This is a genomic window from Paenibacillus sp. FSL H3-0469, assembly GCF_038051945.1.
Taxonomy (GTDB): Bacteria; Bacillota; Bacilli; order Paenibacillales; family Paenibacillaceae; genus Paenibacillus_AQ.
In genome coordinates, this window is sequence record NZ_CP150302.1 from 4,846,980 (window position 1) to 4,867,104 (window position 20,125).

The window sequence follows — 20,125 nt, forward strand, 5'->3', positions numbered from 1 at the left end:
TCATGAATCGCAGTAAATGGAAAAACCTGCAGTCCGAGCTGTTTACGAACGGTCTGGGTGTCGCTGCTCTTGTCATATTGATGGTGTTTACACTGGGGGCGGTCTTTGCCTTCCTGTCCGGTCATGATCCGAATGCCATGGACGCCATGGCCCGCCTCACGAAGCCCGGCGCCGCGCATCTGTTCGGTACCGATGATTATGGCCGCGACTATTTGTCCAGAGCCTTATACGGGGGCCGGGTTTCACTGCTGGTCGGATTCGCCTCCATGATCGTAGCAACCTTTGTAGGCGTGCTGGTTGGGGTGATTAGCGGATATTTTGGCGGCTGGATCGATAATCTGCTAATGCGGATGCTGGATATTATCATGTCGATCCCGTCCTTCCTGATCCTGCTGCTGCTCAGCGTCTACCTGAAGCCGAGCATCGGCAATCTGATTATTATTATTGCTCTCTTGATGTGGATGAATGTGGCCCGTGTCGTCCGTGCGGAGACCCTGACAATCAAGGAACGGGAGTACGTGTTATATGCCAAGGCCTCGGGACAGAGTGCCTTCGGCATGATCTGGCGGCATATCCTCCCGGGACTGGTCCCGGTAATTATCGTAGGGGCGACGAATAATATTGCCTCGGCTATTATGATGGAATCGTCGCTGAGCTTCCTCGGCTTCGGGGTGCAGCCGCCGAATGCCACGTGGGGGAGTATGCTGAACAGCGCACAGGGGTATATTGCCCAGGCGCCTTATCTGGCGCTGTTCCCCGGGCTGATGATCCTGTTTACTGTGCTGAGCTTCAATGTGCTGGGAGATATTTTGCGGGTCGGCTTTGAACCCAAGCTGATCCGGAGATAGGAGAGTGGAACATCATGACTGAACGGCTGCTGACTGTTGAGGATTTACAGGTTTCTTTCGCTACCCGGGACGGAGAGAATCAGGCCGTCCGCGGCGTTAGCTTCCATATTGATGCGGGTGAGACCGTAGGCATTGTCGGGGAATCCGGCAGTGGTAAAAGTGTTACAGCCAAGGCGGTCATGTCCCTGATCACACCGCCGGGGCATATGACTGCCGGGAAGCTGGAATTCCGCGGCAAGAGCCTGAAGGGGCTTACGGAGAAGCAGTGGCGGTCCTTACGCGGTAACCGGATTGCAATGGTCTTCCAGGACCCGATGACCTCGCTGAATCCGGTCAAGCGCATCGGCCAGCAATTAACAGAGGTTATCCGCAGACACCGGGGACTGGATAAAGCGGCGGCCTATACCGAAGCGGCGGAGCTTCTCCGCCAGGTCGGCATCCGTGATCCGGAGCAGCGGCTGAAGCAATATCCGCATGAATTCAGCGGAGGGATGCGCCAGCGGGTGATGATCGCGATGGCACTCTCCTGCCGCCCGGAGCTGCTGATTGCCGATGAGCCTACCACCGCACTGGATGCGACCATCCAGGCGCAGATCCTTGATCTGTTCAAAGAGCTGAAAGAACGGGGAGATACAGCAATTGCGCTTATAACCCATGATCTGGGAGTGGTAGCCCAGGTCTGCACGCGTGTCATTGTCATGTATGGCGGACTGGTTATGGAGGAGGGGACGGTGCAGGACATCTTCTACCGGCCTCAGCATCCGTATACACAGGGCTTGCTGCGTTCCATACCTAAGCGCGGGGGCGGTGAGCGTGAGCGGCTGATTCCGATCGAGGGCACACCGCCCGATCTGCTGAATCCCCCGCCCGGCTGCCCGTTCATGGACCGTTGTCCGCATGCCTTCGCCCGTTGCAGTGAACGTCCTCCGGTAGTCGAGTTTGCACCGGGGCACCGCTCGATGTGCTGGCTGACCGAAGGTACAGAAGAGAAGACGGCAGTTACAGCGGGGAGGGATTTCACTTGAGTGAGCGCAAGGTGCTTGTAGAGGTTAACAATCTGAAGAAGCATTTCCCGAAGGGCAAGGATCTGCGCGGACGGGATAAGGGTGTACTTAAGGCTGTGGACGGGGTCAGCTTCCAGATCCGCCAGGGCGAGACCTTCGGCCTGGTCGGTGAATCCGGAAGCGGCAAGTCCACGGTCGGGCGCTGTCTGCTCCGTCTGTACGATTATACGGACGGCGAGGTGTTCTACGACGGGCGTCCGCTAGGGAAGCTGGGCGAGAAAGGGCTGAAGCCCTTCCGCAGGCGGATTCAGTCCATCTTTCAGGACCCGTATTCCTCGCTTAATCCGAGCCTGAACGTACTGGAGCTGATCAGTGAGCCGATGCGGATTCACGGTCTCAATCCGGGCGAAGAGCGCAAGGAAGCGGTGGCAGAGCTGCTGGAGAAGGTGGGGCTGAAGCGGGAGCATCTGTACCGCTTCCCTCATGAATTCAGCGGCGGGCAACGCCAGCGGATCTCCATCGCCCGGGCGCTGTCAGTCCGGCCTGAGTTCGTCGTCTGCGATGAGCCCATCTCTGCGCTGGATGTCTCTGTTCAGGCCCAGGTCGTTAATATGCTGGAGGATCTGCAAGCCGAGTTCGGGCTGACCTATTTGTTCATCGCCCATGATCTGTCGATGGTCCGCCATATTGCCGACCGGATCGGCGTGATGTATGGCGGCAGGCTGGTGGAGGTGGCTCCAAGCGATGAGCTGTATGATAATCCGCTCCACCCCTACACCAGGGCGCTGCTCTCCTCCATTCTGGAGACAGACCCGATGAAGGCCAGCCAGCGGATTCAGCTGGAGGCTTATCCGGCTACGCGCGGGACAGAGGAAGCCGCTGTACTGCGGGAAGTGAGTCCTGGACATTATGTGGCCGGAGAATATGCAGACTAATATTGTGAACGAATCTTAGGAGATATACATCTGCGAATCAAGGAGGAGATACAATGACAATACCGACTAGCAAGGTCAAATTATCACAATGGGATGCGCTTCTGCTGGAATCGCTGCGCGCGCTGTCCGGATCTGACGAAGAGCTGCTGCGCAGAGTCAGTGAAGGGGATCTGCCAGCCGATGAGAGTAAATACGAGTTCGATTACGGGCAGTTGTCAACCCTTGCTGATGAGCAGCCCGAGTTGTTCCGTCAGGCTGTAACGGAAGGCTATCAGATCAAGTACAATACCATCCGCGGAATCCGCAGCTGGATAGAAGTTGCCTTCGGCATCGAGCCAAAGCTGGAGCTTGAGGAAGGCTGCGAAGCAGTCGAGGCGTTGTTATCTGAATCACAGAAGCGACAGCTGGAGGGTGTATTATCCTTCGGCTGGCACATTACAGGTAGCGGATCATCCGCAGATGGCGGGAATGCCGCTTACCGGATCGAGCCGATCCAGAGATAGATCGGAATTGCCGGGCGATCTTTGTTTAAATATAAGAATTTATATGTTGCATATGATAACCTATCCTTCTATTTCTCGCTGAAACGGGTACCGTCCTTTACAAGGACGGCAAAGCCGTTTCCACTTGTTTGGATTGGAGCAGGACGTTGGTTCGTAGATGATAGGCTCTAGTAAAGTGAAGGGGGACGAGAGATGAGCTTGATCCTGAAACACATCTTCACAGTGCTGCTAGCACCACTTATGCTGATTAATGCGGGCTGCGGATCTTCCGCGGACACTTTACCTGCGGAGAACACACAGGTTACCGAGCCGGTCAAACTGGATTGGCAGGAGATGCAACCTACGCTCAAGCCTGAGGCTTGGGCAGGTCTTCCTTCAGATGCGGAGATCATTTCGGATCAGCATCTGGAGGCATTCGGAGGAATCCGGCTTACCTTCTTCACGAAGCCAGGGGATGAGGATTATGTATATGCAGGACTGGAGTCTTCGGCCGGATCTTACTTTCTCGGTCCGTCAGGGACTTACAATTACCGGGAACCCGGTGATAGTACTGCCGCTGCTTGCGTACTGTTTGACGGTGTGGCCCTCAAAATCACCGGCGGGCTTGGAGCAAATCTGTCGCTCAGCAGTTATTACAACATTGATGCTTTAGGAATACCGGCTGGAGTATTGCAGGTGAGTACCGGGCATACCCGTGAAGTGGATGTGGACCGGGATGGAAGTACGGAGGTGGTTGCAGCACATGGCACCCCTATGTCGGCCTATGTGTACCGCTGGCATAACGGACATGCCGAGGAGGCTTATCTGAATGATGCCCTGCAGGCCGATTCCGTGATGCTCAGGGATGATCTCGTGTACGAGACTGCTGATTTGGGTGAGAGTCAGGTAATGGAATACCGGCTCATTCCCGAAGAATTGATTCCGGTAGATGCTGAATAAATGAAACGGTGTACTCCCGACAGTAAGAAGTCGTGTACACCGTTCATTAATATTCAGCTGCTTACACAGTATGTTTACATATTTAATTGGATTCTGCGCGTGCTTAGTACGCCTTCCAGTCCAGTAGGGTCGGTGCTGACCTTGCGGGCCACGAAGGCTTCGGCCCGCTCCGAGGTGCGCAGGCGCAGCGGCTTGGTCTCAAGCTGTACCAGCTCCCACATCACATCCGCAACAGAGTCTGCCGTCTGCGGCTCCACATTACGCTCCAGGAACGCTGCTCTGTAAGCATCCAGAATGGGCTTGTACTCGTCCTCCAGAACGCCGCCGGTGCTGGCGACATGCCCCATTACGGTTGAATTGAATTCCGTGGCGATTGCCCCTGGCTCAAGCAGGGTGATGTCGATGTTGAACTGCGGCTTGTAGTAGGTGGCCAGACTCTCCAGCAGCCCTTCCACTGCGAATTTGCTGGCGCAGTACACCTCGTTCATCGGTTGCCCGACCAGTCCGCCGACACTGGAGGTCGCTACAATATGGGCGTAGCCAGTCTTTTGCAGCAGCGGCAGTGCAGCCCGGATCGTATGCATGACCCCGTACACGTTGGTATTGAAGACCTCCTCAATCTCAGGGAACGGTGCCTGCCCAAGCGCTCTCAGGTAGCCGAAGCCGGCATTGCAGAATAATAGATCCAGCTTGCCTTGCTCCGCTTCTATCCGTTCTATAACCTGCCGAATACTCTCCGGCTGTGTTACCTCCAGCTCTACGAACTGCAGACCCTCTACATTCTGGTACAGCTCCTGTTCACGCTTCAGATGGCGTGTTCCGGCGTAGACCGTCCAGCCCTCATGGGCGAACTTCAGTGCAGTGGCAAGGCCAATGCCGGAGGATGCTCCGGTGATGCAGATTACTTTTGACATACTAGCTTTCGCCTCCATTAGTTTGAACTTCATTGATTTGGACCTATTGAAAAAGGTATAAATGTTCCAGTTTTGCCCACATTATAGCATATAGAAATAGAGCTACCTGAAAATCGACATAAAGTTCGCTGTTTCGCGGGAATTGGGCTGTGCAAAGTTGCTATAATTGTTTTCAGTACGGTACACTATAACTAAAATCTTAATCGCCTGCGAATGGAGAGGAACAAGGGAACAATGGAAGTATTCAAGCGTTATATCGCCAATTTAACAGTCCGGCGCTTCTTGATTCTGGGATTGATTGGACTGCTGCTGTACAGTATCAGGGATATGCTGAATCTGGTGCTGTTGACGTTCCTGATCGCTTACGTGATGAACAGCTTTCAGTTGCTGCTGAGCAAGCGGATCGGCAAGTTTGTGAAGGTGAACAGCAAGGTTATCATCATCATACTGTATGTGGCGCTGATCAGCATGATCGTCATGGCACTCGTCAAATATATGCCCAAGGTATTCTCGCAGATCAAGCAGTTAACCACCTTTCTCGGCACGCTGACCTCCGATGATATTCCGCAGAATGAAATTATGCAGTACTTGTTCCGAAAGGTCAAGGAGCTCAATTATCAGAGCTATTTGAATCAGGGGATCGAATATGTCTTCAAAATCAGCAACTGGGGAACCACCTTCGTCCTGTCCACGATTCTAAGCCTTGTGTTCATTCTGGAAAAGAACCGGATCGTCAACTTTACCTCCCGTTTGAGAGACAGCAAAATCTCCTGGTTCTATGTGGAGCTTGAGTATTTCGGCAGAAAGTTCATCTCCTCCTTCGGCAAGGTCATTGAAGCGCAGATTCTGATTGCGCTGTTCAATACTTTGTTTACCGTGGTCGGGCTGTGGGTGCTTGGTTTCTTTTTCGAGCCGTTCCCGTATCTGTTTGCCCTCTCTATTATGATCTTCATGCTCAGCCTGATTCCGGTCGTTGGCTTTGTCATTTCACTGATTCCGCTGTGCATTATCGGCTATAACACGGGCGGACTGGTGCTGACAATTAACATTCTGGTGATGATTGCCATTCTCCATGTCATTGAAGGCTACTTCCTGAACCCTAAGCTGATGTCCTCCAAAATGAACCTGCCGATGTTCTACACGCTCGTAGTGCTGCTGTTCTCCGAGCATTATATCGGGGTATGGGGACTGATTCTCGGGATTCCGATCTTCGTCTTTTTCCTGGATATCCTGGATATCAGCCGGGACAATAAGCCTTCACTGGAATGACGCAGCTAATTATATAATCCGTAGTACGCATAGGGCGATATTCAACCTGCACAAGGTTCGGGTATCGCCTATTTTCATATTAAGCATTGGAGGAGACATAAGATGATCAGATATCCGGTATTAGAAGCAGAAGCCGTTATTGGTGTAACTGCACCCTCATCTGGAGTGGGGGAGGCGCTTCGTGAACTGCTTGAGCTGGCTGTAGAACGGCTGCAAAAAAGCGGGTACGGCGTAGTCTGCGGACCCACAGCGTGGACACAGGAGAAGGCCAAATCAGCCCCGGCTGCTGTACGTGCCGCTGAATTCAACAAGATGATGGCCGATGAGTCCATCGGACTCATTGTGCCTCCCTGGGGCGGGGAGCTGCTGATCGAGATGCTGGAGCAGGTGGACTTCGGCAAGATGAAGTGTAAATGGATTCTCGGGTATTCCGATATCAGTGTGCTGCTGCTGGCTGTCACTCTGAAGACGGGGATGGCTACAGCCCATGGTACGAACTTCATCGACCTCCGTGGGGAACAGACAGACCCGGTAACTGCCATGTGGGAGAAGGTATTGTCTACGCCAAGCGGCGGTGCTGTAGTTCAGCAATCCTCACAGCAATATCAGCTGGAATGGGGAGGCGAGCCGTCGCCCTATGTGTTCAACCTTACAGAAGCGACTAGCTGGAAGACGGTGGGCAATCAAAAAGTGACGATGCAGGGCCGCCTGCTGGGTGGCTGCATTGACGTTATCCGGCATCTGATCGGCACCCCTTACGGAGATGTCCGGCACTTCCAGCAGCACTATATCAACAACGAACCGATTCTGTGGTACTTAGAGAACTGTGAGCTGTCCGTGACCGACCTGCGCCGCTCCCTGGTGCAGATGAAGCTGGCGGGCTGGTTCGAGCATTGCAGCGGCCTCCTGTTCGGCCGCAGCGCGGCTAACCGCCCTATGGACAACTATACCGTAGAGGATGTCTACCAGGAGCTGGCCGATGAGCTGGGCCTGCCGGTCGCATACGATATCGACTGCGGACATCTGCCGCCGCAGGTTACTTTGATCAATGGGGCCTATGCAGAGGTAGTGGTTGGGGCAGGTAAGGGAACGGTGACGCAGCACTTCCGGGAGTAGAGGAACTTAGTAATATGCTCCTACGAACTCTAATTTCCGCCTGTTCCCATACCATAATCAAACCTCTCATAAACAGGTATATTCGTCATATATAATGTGAATTTATGTCGAATTTAGTTGAAAAAAAGTGATGGGATTATTCAAGGAATGCTCTACGCATAGCTGGCATCCTGTATAATTTATGAATATACAGACAGCCATAGCTGCCGATTCCTGAGCAGTGAATCCCTCACGAAAGAGAGTAGTGACTATGAAATCCATCGCCTGGGTGACTGACAGCACCAGCACCATTGATTCTGAATTCGCTATGAATAACCATGTGTATATCGTTCCCCTCCGTCTAATCGTCAATAATGAATGTTATAGAGAAAATATAGATATTAACGCCGATCAGTTCTATGACAAAATGCGGCAGCAAGACAAGGTGGGCAGCTCCCAGCCGCCGATTGGCGAGTTCGTGGAATTATACGAGCGTCTGAAGGAAGAGTATGACGAGATTATTGCGATCCACTGTTCCTCCGAGCTTAGCGGGACCTTCAACACCTCGATGCAGGCGGCGGATATTGCTGGAGTGAACGTAATGGGTATCGATTCCAAAGTAGGTGCATACCCCATCCGTGAGATGCTGCTGCGCGGTATTCACTGGCAGCAGGCAGGCTGCTCTGCACAGGAGATCAAGCACAGAATTGATAATATAATTGAGGAAATGTCCTTCTATATCATCCCGGCCAGTCTGAGCCAGCTGCACCGCAGCGGACGGCTCTCCGGCTCTCAGTTCCTGCTGGGCCAGCTGATGCGGATTCATCTGCTTCTGCGGTTCGATGAGGGCAAAATTGTCGTCGTTGATAAAATCCGCACCTTCAAGAAGACGAAGCAAAAGCTGCTGGAGACCATCCAGGAGGAAATCGGCCGCTTCCAGGATGTATGTATTATGCACGCGAACAATAAAGAAGAGGCGCTGAGCCTGGAGTGGGCTATTAAGGCCATGTCCCCTTCGGTGCGTACAGAGATTATGCCCTTTATCCCGGTGGTAGGTGCTCATATGGGCGAGGGAACACTGGCGCTGTCTTGGATTAACCGTACGGCTCTGAATAGTATTGATGCTGAGGATGAAGTGCTGGAGTCTGTGCTCTAGAAAAGGAGCGGAACGATGTTCTTATATCATTATTATGATGCATCTGTAGGCCCGTTTGTCAGTCTATCCGATTTGCCGGGTGATCAGGCGAGGGCAGTGCTGGAGACGATTAAGCAGACCAAACCCAAGGCACAGAGCGCCCAAAGACACGATAAGTATGTGGAATATCGGCGGAACTGCGAGAGCATCATCCGGTCGGAATTTATACGTAAGGGCGGTCTGGTCCAGCGGTCCTCCCCGCATTATATGGTAGTTGAACACAGTCCGTGGCTAAGCACGTGGTTCGAGAATGGCGCATCGCTCAAGATTCCGATAGAGGATTTTGATGTGAACACGATTTCTTTTACCTATGGGGACTCCATGCCGACCTTCAGCCCGCTGATTAACGATGGCAAAGAGTACAGGCACACCCTGTATACCTATTCCGAGATCGTGAGCATCATTGACAGGTACGGATTACCGCAGAATTGGAACAATGACGGAAAATACGGTCCCGAGCGGTACGTCGAAGCGCATGTCTGGAGTGACGGGGCGGTTAGGCGGTACCTGAGCGAGCGGAGCTGGGCCCGATAATGTAGTATCGAAGTAACCAGAAAACGGCTGGATCAGGGAAACCTGACCAGCCGTTTTGTTATGGAATAGTATTATTATCAAGACTTCAATCTAAATGATAACAGAACTCAAATGAATAGTCTAGTAATTTATGGGCGAAATGCTAACATAAGGTTACCGGTAAAATAAAATGTGAGTGCGCACTGATACATGAAATGGAGTCTGCATATGAAGGGTTTAGACTTGAGCGAGGAGTTCTATTGGGAGATTGTGAGGCCGCTGATCGCCAGACGTTTCCCGCAGCTAATGGAGAAGCATGCTGCCGGATTGATAGGATATGGTTCGGATGTTCTGGGTTATGATGACGTTCTTTCCAGAGATCATGAATGGGGGGCGAGGTGCTACATTTGGCTGCTGGACCCGGATTACGATAAATATGCAGTAGGCCTTGACCAAGCATTCGATGAAGAGGTGCCAGCCTTGTTCAAAGGATATCCCTCCCGGTTTTCGGTAGATGAATCTCATGAGGTGCTTGTACCCTACAATGGGCGCAACAACCTTCATCATATTGCAATTACCAGCGTCTCCCGGCACATGCACATCCAGTTGGGACTGCTAACCCCATATCCATCCTTATACGAATGGTTAGTCATTCCCGAGCAGAAATTGCTGGAGTGGACAAGGGGACGAATGTTTACAGATCCCATTGGGGAAATGACAGAAGTGCGAAGAGGACTGGCTTATCTGCCCGATGAGATATGGCGGTACAAATTGAAATATGCCTGGAGTTCATTCCGGCAGCTGTATGTGGCAGGACTTGCTGACTTCCGGCGCGAACCGTTGTCGGCCAGGTTGCTTATCAACCGCATGGTGGAGCAGGCAGTTCAATTGATTTTTCTCTATAACAAAAGACTCCGGCCTGGAACCTACAAATGGATATCCAGGGAACTGGCGCAGATCAGCCCGGAGGTTAGCCGGCAGGCCAAGCAGCTTGAAGCCATCTTGCTGGAACCTTCGGTTACTAGGGCGGTTGGACAAATTGAAGAGATATTAACGGAATTAGTGAATCAACATAACGCGATGAAGCTGACGGATCATATTGAGCTTCAACCCTCCATTTTCTACGCAAGAGGCTTGCAATCCTATTCTTATATCAATTTGGAGGATGCTCTATTCGCTGCGCTGCCCAGAGAACTCCAGCAGCTTGAAATCCCGGGTGCGCTGGATCAGTTTATTACAAGTGATCACGTGTTGATCTGGGCGGATCATTATTCCAAATTCGGGCCAGTATACAGTGCCAAGTCTGAGATTGAGAGAACTGGGGTGGGGGATATGATTGTATAGTGAAGAATGCGCTTCGTGCAGGCAGCCTTTAGGCTATCAAGCTTATGCTTGATGGTCTTTTTTTAATCTTTCTCCTCCAATATTCCAATTTATACAATTTACTAGTATCAATATACATAGTAAATTTTCATAGTCCTATTGTAGAATCAAGAAGTTGTCGAATTATGGAGCGATATTCCATCCTTGGAACTCTGTAGGGCGATGGTTATTTATGAATTTTTTAGAGAAAGAAGGGGGAAAAAATTTTGTTATTCCAAGCAGCACGCCGTAAACTCAGTCTGGTGATGGTAATTGCCCTGCTAATAAGCAGCCTTACGCCACATCTGGTGTTCGGGGAATCCGCGCAATTGAAAGATATCGCAGGCTCTTATGCTCAGAAGGAGATTCAATCCTTAACAGAAGCAGGAATAATCTCAGGGTATGAAGATAATACCTTCAAACCGAATAAGGCTATGTCGCGCGCCGAACTGGCGAAAATTATAGTCCTGTCGTTAGGCTTGGAAGTAAGTGGTGATCAGGCCGCACCATTCAAAGACGTTGCCGCCACCAGCTGGTATCGCGGTTATGTGGGAGCGTTGGTGAAGGCAGGCATCACAGAGGGGACATCGGCGAGCACATTCAGTCCTAATTCGAGTGTAACCCGGGAAGAGCTGGTTGTATTTTTCATCCGGGCCTTTGAATTAGATGAAACAGCGAAGAAGCTTCCGCTTGGCAGCAAGCTGTCCGATATGTCAGAGGTGTCTGAATGGGCAAAAGCTCAAGTATCGCTGGCCTTCAACAATGGGTTCATCAACGGGGTTCAGGGCATTGACGGCACGCTGAAATTCAAACCTAAAGAGCGTGCAGAGCGCCAGGCTCTGGCCCGTCTCGCATATGAGTTCAAGACGAATAAGGCAGTATATGTTGAGAAGTCCAAGCAGCTTCTTGCTGAAGAGACTGATAAGGGTAAGACTCCAGTGGTAACTCCGGCTCCCACAGCGACACAAGCTATCCGTGATACGTCTGTGAGTGCTCCGGCAGCCCCGGGTCCAGGAACGCCAGCATCGGCAACACCTGTACCAGCAACACCGGCACCAGCGGAGCCGACTCCAGTACCCGCTACTCCGGAACCGGTAACCCCGGCACCGGCCAATGCTCTCCAGGTTGTAGTGAACGGCGAGAGTACAGATGCTATTTATGCTGAAGAGTCCACAGAAGTTATTTTCCGCTCGTCGATTCATGCGGCAGAGACCGTAGCTGCAAGTGTCTATCAGGTAGATGACAGCGGCAAAGTGATGTCACAGATTACCCTGCTGCACGATGATGGTCAAGAAGTTCATGGAGACAGCCTTGCGGCAGACGGACTCTATAGCGGCAAAGCAGTATTATCTGAAAGCACGGAGGGTTACATAAATCTCCAGGCCTTTGCTGGAGATGTGCCTAGCAGTGCAGTCCTTAAACTGTCTGTACTGAAGCATCTTACAGATGAACAGCTTGCACAAACAGAAATGATTGAAAATAATACACAGAGTAAGCTTGATCAACTGGCTGCTTCTACTGGTAATTTGCAAAAGGCCAAGGAAGAAACAGTGGCTTGGCTTCAAACCCAGGACGAAGTAGAGCATGCAGGAATATCGGGTGAAGGAGGAAGCATCTGGTATTTGCTGGACAACGGGATTCTGGGCGGAATCTCCTCGGCCCCTGAGAATACAAAAGGGTTAAGCAACACTGCAGAAGAGGCCGCTTCCAATAATACATTGACGGCGCTCACGCAGGATGTGGAACAAACCGTAGCTACCATAGGAAGCCAGCAGGTTGCTGTGGTCTCCCCGTTCTACGGCACACTTCCATCTTCGACGGTGTATGACGCCGTATATCAAAGCTTCGAGCAGTCGAATTACCCCTTCCTAGTGGAGAGGGTAAAGGACAGCGCAGCGGGCGTTAACTTCTTCAAAGGTCTTAATCAGTATGGTGTGGTGGTCTTAGATTCCCATGGGGATACGTACTATGATGAGATTGTGCTCCAGAAATTTCATGATAAATACGGTGTTGATTTCAAATATGCGGGACCGCAGGCCATATTCCTGACCGGAGAGAAGGCAACGGCAGAGAACAACAAGACCTATGAACTGGATCTGAAAAAGGGCAGACTGGCTATCATATCGGGCTATTATGCGATTACACCTTCCTTCATTACACGGTACAATGATATGCTTCCCGGCACCATCGTATATAACGGCAGCTGCCGCAGCGCATACAACGATTCCATGGCGGATGCGTTCATCAACAATGGGGCCAGCACTTATTATGGTTACACCGATTATGTAAAGCTTGCTTATGATCAGGTCATTGCTCCATCCGTATTCAACGCCTTGAACAATGAGAATATGACAACCGGACAAGCTTTTGAGGCAGCAGTAACTGCTCACGGAGCCAATGACGGGTTGGCAGCATTCGTCATGAAAGGCAGCAGCATTGGTACGAAGACCGAAGGGATCATCAACGGAACCTTTGAGAACGGAAAGTGGACCGGCTGGAATGGAAACGGAGATGTCCGGGTCATCTCAAAGCTGGGGCCGCTTAAGCCTACAGAGGGTAAATACATGGCGATTATCAGTACTGGCCTTGGGTTTGAAAACAATGACAAGGGAGGATATGACTACAATTCGAATAGTTATATCGAGCAGAGCTTCATGGTCCCGGCGGGAGCCACAACCTTGTCGTTCGATTACAATTTCATTTCTGAGGAGCCGAAGGAATATGTTGGAACCAAATATAACGATACATTCAGAGCAACAGTAACTTCCAGTGTATACATCAATCCGGCTTCCCTCGTGACCTCACACTTGAATGGCGGACCTACGGTGACATCCAGTGTCTACGGACAGGAATCTGTGATTGTCGGTAAGGAATCGATTAATGAATCCACAGAGTATTGGATTGATGCGAATAAAGTAGACGTTAATTTCTACGGCGGGGATGATACGGCCTACATGACGAATTGGAAGCATGTCCAGTTTGATGTGAGCCAATTCGCCGGCAAGGGCTCCATTGTCCTCAGGTTCCATGTATGGGATCAAGGTGACAGCATCTATGACACGGCAGTATTGATCGATAATGTAATGTTGAAATAACCGTAAACGGCTGGATCAGGGGAACCTGACCAGCCGTTTTTTAATGGAATGAGCATTCAGGATCACTACATAGCCTTGTGCAACCAAGAGTTGCAAAAGATATTTAGAATACTCAACTTACACTCGATTTCGATATCAGCTCCACTATGCTACTATCGGCTGTGTTAAGAGTGATAGTGGAGTGGAGGTGTCGTCACGTTGATAGATAATAATATAGCCGGGCAGAATATATTGAACTCAAAGGGAAGCACCTGGGGAAGACTTACTGTGTCTACAGTCCGAGCCGTTTTGCAGCAGAATGGTTATATCACCGCTATTCTAATTTGATTGTACCGATTCTTGAAGATATCACAGGCACATCCAGCCTTAAGGTCGAGTTCTGCTCTATGGGAGCGTGGGACATCGACCTAAGGACTAGGTTTCGGACCGGTAGGTTTTGCCGAGCTGGTGACCCAGACCAAAATAATGGCGGAAATTGTAGATGAGCGGACTCCATTTCAGAGGGTCGATATGATTGTCATTCAAGATAATATCCTGATGGGCATGTACATGAACAGCTTGTGCCTCAATAATTGCAAAACCAGGCGAATGATCAGGTATCCGAATATGTTGGATGCTTGCTTCAATTTGTAACGGACACTCCATAATTCGTGAAGGCTTAACTGTTTTGGACGCCACGGGTGTGAGTCCGCTGGCAGCATACTTATCCTTTTGATAGGAGTAGCCATGTTGTTGCTTGTAATCAGGGACTGGATTCTTGCCCGTATAGGGAGCAAGCTGCTCCACATTCTCCCACAGAGATGGGCCGGGGATGTTAATGACGCATTCGGGGAGCCGTTCCAGGTTCTCGATGGCTTTTCCCCCAAGACCAACCCCTAGTACTATACAGTCTCCCAAGGCCCAGGAGGATGAAATAGGACTGATATTTACAGTTTCATCCTCATTCAAGGTGTTCAGTAAGATGACAGGAGTTCCATAATATAAAATCTTGGGTTGTATCGTTTCAGTGTTCAGCATTTGCTTCATAGGGTCCATTGTATTTCTCCTCCACTTTTGTAGATCCTACTTCAGTGTATAATATAAATAATTCAATACTCATCGAAGTATGGAATGCAAAAAGGAGGGTTAGGATGCAGGCAAATCCGAATGTTGCTATAATCGCAGCTCTAGTGAGTGAAGCTTCCCGGGCGGCAATCTTAACCGTTTTACTGGATGGAAGATTCCATTCGGCGAGCGAGTTAGCCTATATGGCCAGAATCAAGCCTCAAACGGCAAGCTTTCATTTGGCAAAATTGATCGATGCTAACGTAGTCGCCGTTGAGAAACAAGGGAGGCATCGTTACTTTGCGATTCGGAACCTGGAGGTGGCGCGGGTGATGGAATCCTTATTGTCTATTGCTCCGCCTGTTACAGTTAAATCTTTACGGCAATCCTCACAGGACAAGGCGTTGCGTTATGCCAGAACATGTTATGATCATCTCGCCGGGAATGTGGGGGTGCAACTAACTCATGCATTGCTAAGCGGCGGTATTTTACTTGAAGAAGAGGACAGGTATACGGTGACGGAGCATGGTGAGAAGTTTTTTGCCGACTTTGGCGTTGATTTGAATGAAGCTGCAACGAAACGCCGTCTATTCTCCCATCAATGCCTGGATTGGAGCGAACGCCGCCATCACCTGGCCGGAGCCCTGGGAAATGCCCTTTTGGAGAGAGTCTTGGAGCTGGACTGGGTGCGGCGGCTGCCGGATACACGTGCGGTACAAGTCACCGATGAGGGGAAAGCGGGTTTTGAAAAGGTATTCTCGTTGGATTTGAATTAGCTGCAAGGAATGAAGCTACCACTCCATGAAATTCTCTTCAATCAGCGCAGCGAACGATTCGGCAATCACCTCATAATCTCCATTATCGTGGTCGATGAGCAGCACCCGGCCTTCAGGGTCAAGCAGGATCGGATTGCCAGAGCCGTCCATGGAGAAGACTGCACTTCGCGCGAGCAGCCCGCTCATAAGGGTATCCCTGTAATCCTCGCGGAAGGACAACGTTAACTCGGTCACACTCTCCCGCCCGATGGAGGAACCGTTGCTGAAGGCGTGTACGGATAGTCCGGCATAGGCGCCCCCAAAGCTTCGGATGAATTGAACATAATCCTGATCCAGCGACAGACCCAGTTGCTTCTCTGCCTCAGCAATCTGCTCCTCGGTTGCCGGTATGCCGAGCAGACTCTGATTCCCCTCTTTTGTCAAAAAAAGCTGCAAGCGTTCCATTAGCGCATCATTCATAGCTATTCCTCCATTTCTAAGAATATCTATTCATCATAACAAGAGAGGCACCCGAGTCAATAGCCCGGGTGCCTCTCTTGTGGATATTCGCTATGTCAGATGCTTCACTCACCCAAACGAAGTTTCGACACTCTGCGCGACAATCTCCCTAAGCTCAGCCTTCTGTGCGTTGAACTGCTGCGGGGTGATGCTGCCGCTGGCGAGTCTGGCTTCGAGCTGCTGGGTCAGCTGCTTGACCTGCAGGTTAATGACCTGGGTCACGTTGCCGCCATTCTCTTCTGCGATGTTACGCAGGGACTTGCCGTCATACAAGGCGTCGTATAGCTCTTCGTCAGAGGTCGGGTTCAGGTTCAGGGCATCCAGCAGCTCATCGGTATCGGCCACATCAGAGGTGGACCATTTGGCTACAGGAAGGGTATGTAAAGCCGGCTTGCCCCAGGCCGTTCCTCCGAACGACATGGCTACGATCATTGTTCCTACAATCATTACACGCTTAATATTCATATGTTTTATATTCATGTGTATAATCCTCTTTTCGTGGTTGGTTATATCGTTCAAGGTTCATCATTTAAGGCAGCTAGTGAACTTCATCTAAATACAGTTTACCCAACAATACTGAAATGAAGCTTAAGTCTTCTTAAAGATAACCTAAACTTTGCTTGTCTCTGCCGGTTCCTTGCTCCGGCTTCTTCATCTGCGTTATTCTTGAAGGACATTACCCGAACTGAACAAGCGAGAGCGGAAGGATGGGCCGTCTATGAAAAAAATACTGGTAGTCGATGACGAACCGGCCATTGTGAGTGCGATAGCCTACGCGCTGCGGCGTGAAGGCTATGAGGTCGATACTGCCGGTGACGGGGAGGAAGCGCTAAGCAAGGCGAATACCTTCCGTCCAAATGTGCTGGTGCTGGATGTAATGATGCCGAAGCTGAGCGGTTATGATGTCTGCCGCAAGCTGGAAGACCGGGATGATATTGGAATTATCCTGCTGACTGTCAAGAATGATATTGTCGATAAAATTGTCGGTCTGGAGCTGGGTGCAGACGATTATATGACCAAGCCCTTCGAGATCCGCGAGCTGCTGGCCCGGGTGAAGGCACTGCTGCGCCGGCTGGAGAAGAATACGGTTGAGGTCCGAAGTGAGCTGATCGAATACGGCCTCTTGCAGGTTCACCCGGACCGGCGTAGCGCCGAGCTTGGCGGGGAGCCGCTGGAGCTGACCCCGAAGGAATTCGATCTGCTGCATCTGCTGCTCTCGCACCCGCAGCGGGTGTATATGCGCGAGGAGCTGCTGGAGCAGGTCTGGGATATGGACTATGCCGGGGGAACGCGCACCGTAGATATTCATATCCAGCGGCTGCGCAAAAAGCTGGGCGAGCCCTACCAGAATATCCTGCAAACCGTCTACGGTGTAGGCTATAAGGCAGTGCCTGCGGGGAGCTACTCATGAGAATCAGCATTAAGCTGAAGTTCAGCCTGTTCCTGGCGGCGCTGCTGATTCTGGCCGTCGGCGTGCTGAGCTACTTCGTCCTGCGCGGCGTGGAGCGCAATGAGCAGGGCCAGACGGAGCGCAGTCTGGCCCAGCATGTCAACACGGTCAATCTGCGCGTGAAGCAGACGTATTATACAGGCGCGCGCCTTACGCCGCAGGTCTTCATGCACCAGCGCGGCAAGGCGCTGGCTGCCGAGCTGGCCGGATTCACCGGCCTGGAGGTGACCCTGTACGACAGCCAGGGACAGCAGGCGGGCACCTCGGCGCAAGGCGAGTCTGGGACGGGTCCGGGCAAGCCGGATCTCAGCACAGCGCTGGACTACGCGCTGAATAACAAGGTCGCCTACCAGAGTGAAGGCGACAAGCTGTTCTACCTGGCCCCGCTGCAGGGACCGGAGGGACAGATGGGCGTGGTGCAGCTGCAGTATTCCCTGGAGGGCGCCCGCAGCTTCCAGCAGACACTGCTCAATCTGTTCCTGACGACAGGCGGCGCCGTGCTGGTGTTCAGCTTCATCCTCGGGTATCTGTATTTCAACCGTGCGGCTGCCTCCATCGGGCGGCTGAAGAAGGCAGCGGAGGATATCCGCGGGGCCAACTATATCACGGCTCCGCCGGTGAGGCGCAAGGATGAGCTGGGGGAGCTGGCCGAGGGCATTTATTTCATGAGCCGGGAGATTGAGCGCAGCATTGCCGCCAAGGATGAAGAACGGCACAAGCTGCAGCTGGCTGTGGAGAAGCTTCAGGCGCTGGAGCAGCAGCAGAAGCAGTACATCGGGAACATCAGCCATGAATTCAAGACGCCGCTGACCTCGATTAAGGCGTATGTCGACCTGCTGAATATGTATGACGATGACCCCAAGCTGCTGCATGATGCCAAGCTGAGTATTGCCAAGGAAACAGAGCGGCTGTACGAGATGGTGGAGAAGGTGCTGCAATTGACGGCGCTGGAGAGGTATGATTTTGAATCCCAGGCAGAGCTGCTAGAGGTTGAGAGTACGCTGCGCGATATCTGCGGACGGATGAAAGGCAAGGCGGAGCGCTACGGCCTCACAGTCACGCTTGACGCCCAGCCCGCGCATATCTGGATTGACCGGGAGAGCTTCATGCATATCTTCATCAATCTGCTGGACAATGCAATCAAATATAATGTCCCTCAGGGGAGTATCCATCTGCACAGCGAGGTCAGGGATCAGCGGGTGTGGATTACTGTACGGGATTCCGGCATCGGCATTCCGGAGGCGTCGCGGGAGAAGATCTTCGAAGCGTTCTATACGGTCAATCGTGACCGTTCCAGAGCCTCGGGCGGCACAGGGCTTGGCCTCTCGCTGGTCCGTAATCTGGTGGAGAAGCAGGGCGGAACCATTATCTTGCTGGAAGGCTCAGGCGAAGGGGCGGCGTTTGAGCTGTCTTTTCCGCTGGTGACCTGAAGGGTTAATGTTTACAAGTTGGATATAGTTGAGATGCGGTTTGGAAATAAGCGTCCGGTATGCTGAAGAGGCAACATGAGCGATGAGCTGGAGGGAAGCCTGAATGAATCATATGAGCCATAGAGCCTGGGGCAAAATCTGGAGCATTCTGCTCTGCGGAGCTGTTCTGCTGTCGGTTACTGCCTGTAGTACTGAGAACACAGATACACGTGAGGTTGTAGAGAAGGCGGGCCGCAAAATTACAGTCCTCGACAATATCAGCGAACCGGTCTATACAAAGCTGAAGCTTGAGGGCATACAGAAGGTGGAGGGGGTGCGGGGGACGGATTTTGCCGGTGAGGATGTAATGGTAGTGACCAAGGAGAACCGCAGTCTCCCCTCGCAGGTGATTGAAGGACAGGAACGGTATCCGCTGAATCTCTATCTGCATACCCTGTCCACAGGTGAGGAAGCTCCGCTGCAGGTTGGAGAGCTGAATTATGGCGCGCCGCAAATCTCCCCGGACAAGACGCATGTCTTCTTCAAGGAGCTGTCCGAGATGACTGGGATCGGATACATTATGGACCTGGCTGGCGGCGCTCCGGTGAAGGTTAGCGAGACGGAGTTTCAGATCGAGGAAGGGAAATGGGCGGATGACGCGCATGTGATTTTTCCCGATATGGAGGGCAATATTCTACGCTCAGATCTAACCGGCAAGCAGGAGACGATCTTGAAGACGGGTATTCCTTATGTGCATGAGGTAGTTCAGACCGGCAGCCGGATTCTCTATGTTACAGGTGAAGACAGCCAGCTAAGCGCCTATGACACAGTGACGAAGCAGACTAAGGTGCTGCTAAAGAATGTGATCTGGGCCGTTCCCTCCCCTGACGGAAGTATGCTGGCGATTGTTGAGCGTACCGGACGCGGAGAGATGACGTTGAAGCTCTGTGACAGCGAGGGCAATGAGCAGTCTAAGCTAGTTTCGGGGCAGCAGATCTTCGGCACCAGCTGGTCGCCGGACGGCAAGCTGCTGGCTTATGCAGTCACGGCGTCTGGTTCAACGGATGACCAGCAGGACCTGTTCATTACCGAGGTGGAGACCGGAGAGCAGACGCCTGTGCTGAATGATTTTCATCTGTCTGATCCTCTCCACTGGAGTCCATCCGGTAAGAAGCTGCTGGCCACAGCCACAGTGTTGAAGGATAATATCTATCAGTTTCTGACCTATGTGGTCAGCCTGTCGTAACGCTTTTATACGCCAAAAGCAAAAGGCTGC

19 protein-coding genes are annotated in these 20,125 nt (G+C 51.8%); 15 read left to right on the forward strand and 4 right to left on the reverse strand.

The window, feature by feature from the left end; all coding sequences use genetic code 11:
• The first annotated feature begins 2 nt into the window (after positions 1 to 2).
• From NSS83_RS21390 to NSS83_RS21410, 5 genes are all read left to right on the forward strand, one after another.
• Complete coding sequence (locus tag NSS83_RS21390; protein WP_341182958.1) at positions 3 to 848, forward strand: ABC transporter permease; 846 nt, start codon at positions 3 to 5, stop codon at positions 846 to 848.
• Positions 849 to 862: 14 nt separating this feature from the next.
• Complete coding sequence (locus NSS83_RS21395; protein WP_341182957.1) at positions 863 to 1,873, forward strand: ABC transporter ATP-binding protein; 1,011 nt, start codon at positions 863 to 865, stop codon at positions 1,871 to 1,873.
• Positions 1,870 to 2,787 (forward strand): ATP-binding cassette domain-containing protein, encoded by a 918-nt coding sequence (locus NSS83_RS21400; protein ID WP_341346429.1) that lies wholly within the window; start codon positions 1,870 to 1,872, stop codon positions 2,785 to 2,787. Before NSS83_RS21395 ends, NSS83_RS21400 begins: the two co-directional genes overlap by 4 nt.
• A 53-nt stretch (positions 2,788 to 2,840) precedes the next feature.
• The gene (locus tag NSS83_RS21405) at positions 2,841 to 3,290 is read left to right on the forward strand and encodes a hypothetical protein (protein ID WP_341346430.1); all 450 of its coding nucleotides are present in this window, start codon (positions 2,841 to 2,843) and stop codon (positions 3,288 to 3,290) included.
• Positions 3,291 to 3,482: 192 nt separating this feature from the next.
• Entirely contained in the window at positions 3,483 to 4,229 is a 747-nt protein-coding gene (locus NSS83_RS21410; protein ID WP_341346431.1) for a hypothetical protein, read from the forward strand.
• Positions 4,230 to 4,303: 74 nt separating this feature from the next.
• Here the strand turns inward: NSS83_RS21410 and NSS83_RS21415 are convergent, their stop codons facing one another.
• Positions 4,304 to 5,143 (reverse strand): SDR family oxidoreductase, encoded by an 840-nt coding sequence (locus NSS83_RS21415; RefSeq protein WP_341182954.1) that lies wholly within the window; start codon positions 5,141 to 5,143, stop codon positions 4,304 to 4,306.
• A gap of 234 nt (positions 5,144 to 5,377) precedes the next feature.
• On the opposite strand from NSS83_RS21415, the gene NSS83_RS21420 reads away from it, so the two are divergent.
• The 6 genes from NSS83_RS21420 (at position 5,378) to NSS83_RS21445 (ending at position 13,672) form a co-directional block, all read left to right on the forward strand.
• A complete protein-coding gene (locus NSS83_RS21420; RefSeq protein WP_341182953.1) occupies positions 5,378 to 6,412 on the forward strand; it encodes an AI-2E family transporter in 1,035 nt (344 codons plus the stop codon).
• Positions 6,413 to 6,514: 102 nt separating this feature from the next.
• Positions 6,515 to 7,528, forward strand: coding sequence for a S66 peptidase family protein (locus NSS83_RS21425; RefSeq protein ID WP_341346432.1), 1,014 nt, complete (start codon positions 6,515 to 6,517; stop codon positions 7,526 to 7,528).
• A gap of 250 nt (positions 7,529 to 7,778) precedes the next feature.
• Positions 7,779 to 8,663 carry a DegV family protein gene (locus NSS83_RS21430; protein WP_341346433.1) on the forward strand — a complete coding sequence of 295 codons (885 nt, stop codon included), beginning with the start codon at positions 7,779 to 7,781 and terminating at the stop codon, positions 8,661 to 8,663.
• A gap of 15 nt (positions 8,664 to 8,678) precedes the next feature.
• Positions 8,679 to 9,236, forward strand: a complete 558-nt coding sequence (locus NSS83_RS21435; RefSeq protein WP_341182950.1) for a hypothetical protein — start codon at positions 8,679 to 8,681, stop codon at positions 9,234 to 9,236.
• A 207-nt stretch (positions 9,237 to 9,443) separates the two neighbouring features.
• Positions 9,444 to 10,559 carry a DUF4037 domain-containing protein gene (locus tag NSS83_RS21440; protein ID WP_341182949.1) on the forward strand — a complete coding sequence of 372 codons (1,116 nt, stop codon included), beginning with the start codon at positions 9,444 to 9,446 and terminating at the stop codon, positions 10,557 to 10,559.
• A 245-nt stretch (positions 10,560 to 10,804) separates the two neighbouring features.
• Positions 10,805 to 13,672: an S-layer homology domain-containing protein gene (locus NSS83_RS21445; RefSeq protein WP_341182948.1), complete on the forward strand. Its 2,868-nt coding sequence runs from the start codon at positions 10,805 to 10,807 to the stop codon at positions 13,670 to 13,672.
• A gap of 414 nt (positions 13,673 to 14,086) precedes the next feature.
• Here the strand turns inward: NSS83_RS21445 and NSS83_RS21450 are convergent, their stop codons facing one another.
• Positions 14,087 to 14,707, reverse strand: a complete 621-nt coding sequence (locus tag NSS83_RS21450; protein ID WP_341182947.1) for a flavin reductase family protein — start codon at positions 14,705 to 14,707, stop codon at positions 14,087 to 14,089.
• Between the two features lie 95 nt (positions 14,708 to 14,802).
• On the opposite strand from NSS83_RS21450, the gene NSS83_RS21455 reads away from it, so the two are divergent.
• Positions 14,803 to 15,492 carry a helix-turn-helix domain-containing protein gene (locus NSS83_RS21455; RefSeq protein WP_341182946.1) on the forward strand — a complete coding sequence of 230 codons (690 nt, stop codon included), beginning with the start codon at positions 14,803 to 14,805 and terminating at the stop codon, positions 15,490 to 15,492.
• 15 nt (positions 15,493 to 15,507) lie between these two features.
• On the opposite strand, the gene NSS83_RS21460 is transcribed toward NSS83_RS21455, so the two are convergent.
• Both NSS83_RS21460 and NSS83_RS21465 read right to left on the reverse strand, forming a co-directional pair.
• Positions 15,508 to 15,951 (reverse strand): SMI1/KNR4 family protein, encoded by a 444-nt coding sequence (locus NSS83_RS21460; protein ID WP_341346434.1) that lies wholly within the window; start codon positions 15,949 to 15,951, stop codon positions 15,508 to 15,510.
• 108 nt (positions 15,952 to 16,059) lie between these two features.
• A complete protein-coding gene (locus tag NSS83_RS21465) occupies positions 16,060 to 16,470 on the reverse strand; it encodes a hypothetical protein (RefSeq protein WP_339312388.1) in 411 nt (136 codons plus the stop codon).
• Positions 16,471 to 16,708: 238 nt separating this feature from the next.
• Between NSS83_RS21465 and NSS83_RS21470 the strand changes: the two genes are divergently transcribed.
• The 3 genes from NSS83_RS21470 to NSS83_RS21480 all read left to right on the forward strand — a co-directional run bounded on the left by NSS83_RS21470 (position 16,709) and on the right by NSS83_RS21480 (position 20,095).
• Complete coding sequence (locus NSS83_RS21470; RefSeq protein WP_341346435.1) at positions 16,709 to 17,401, forward strand: response regulator transcription factor; 693 nt, start codon at positions 16,709 to 16,711, stop codon at positions 17,399 to 17,401.
• Positions 17,398 to 18,870, forward strand: a complete 1,473-nt coding sequence (locus tag NSS83_RS21475; RefSeq protein WP_341182944.1) for a HAMP domain-containing sensor histidine kinase — start codon at positions 17,398 to 17,400, stop codon at positions 18,868 to 18,870. The genes NSS83_RS21470 and NSS83_RS21475 overlap by 4 nt, the downstream gene beginning before the upstream one ends.
• 103 nt (positions 18,871 to 18,973) lie before the next feature.
• Entirely contained in the window at positions 18,974 to 20,095 is a 1,122-nt protein-coding gene (locus tag NSS83_RS21480; protein ID WP_341346436.1) for a hypothetical protein, read from the forward strand.
• Positions 20,096 to 20,125: the final 30 nt, after the last annotated feature.

Coding starts and splice junctions, on each gene's coding strand:
- NSS83_RS21435 (WP_341182950.1), top strand. CDS start 8,679: ATGTTCTTATATCATTATTATGATGCATCTGTAGGCCCGTTTGTCAGT.
- NSS83_RS21425 (WP_341346432.1), top strand. CDS start 6,515: ATGATCAGATATCCGGTATTAGAAGCAGAAGCCGTTATTGGTGTAACT.
- NSS83_RS21420 (WP_341182953.1), top strand. CDS start 5,378: ATGGAAGTATTCAAGCGTTATATCGCCAATTTAACAGTCCGGCGCTTC.
- NSS83_RS21460 (WP_341346434.1), bottom strand. CDS start 15,951: ATGAATGATGCGCTAATGGAACGCTTGCAGCTTTTTTTGACAAAAGAG.
- NSS83_RS21450 (WP_341182947.1), bottom strand. CDS start 14,707: ATGGACCCTATGAAGCAAATGCTGAACACTGAAACGATACAACCCAAG.
- NSS83_RS21475 (WP_341182944.1), top strand. CDS start 17,398: ATGAGAATCAGCATTAAGCTGAAGTTCAGCCTGTTCCTGGCGGCGCTG.
- NSS83_RS21440 (WP_341182949.1), top strand. CDS start 9,444: ATGAAGGGTTTAGACTTGAGCGAGGAGTTCTATTGGGAGATTGTGAGG.
- NSS83_RS21465 (WP_339312388.1), bottom strand. CDS start 16,470: ATGAATATAAAACATATGAATATTAAGCGTGTAATGATTGTAGGAACA.
- NSS83_RS21415 (WP_341182954.1), bottom strand. CDS start 5,143: ATGTCAAAAGTAATCTGCATCACCGGAGCATCCTCCGGCATTGGCCTT.
- NSS83_RS21410 (WP_341346431.1), top strand. CDS start 3,483: ATGAGCTTGATCCTGAAACACATCTTCACAGTGCTGCTAGCACCACTT.
- NSS83_RS21405 (WP_341346430.1), top strand. CDS start 2,841: ATGACAATACCGACTAGCAAGGTCAAATTATCACAATGGGATGCGCTT.
- NSS83_RS21470 (WP_341346435.1), top strand. CDS start 16,709: ATGAAAAAAATACTGGTAGTCGATGACGAACCGGCCATTGTGAGTGCG.
- NSS83_RS21455 (WP_341182946.1), top strand. CDS start 14,803: ATGCAGGCAAATCCGAATGTTGCTATAATCGCAGCTCTAGTGAGTGAA.
- NSS83_RS21390 (WP_341182958.1), top strand. CDS start 3: ATGAATCGCAGTAAATGGAAAAACCTGCAGTCCGAGCTGTTTACGAAC.
- NSS83_RS21430 (WP_341346433.1), top strand. CDS start 7,779: ATGAAATCCATCGCCTGGGTGACTGACAGCACCAGCACCATTGATTCT.
- NSS83_RS21480 (WP_341346436.1), top strand. CDS start 18,974: ATGAATCATATGAGCCATAGAGCCTGGGGCAAAATCTGGAGCATTCTG.
- NSS83_RS21395 (WP_341182957.1), top strand. CDS start 863: ATGACTGAACGGCTGCTGACTGTTGAGGATTTACAGGTTTCTTTCGCT.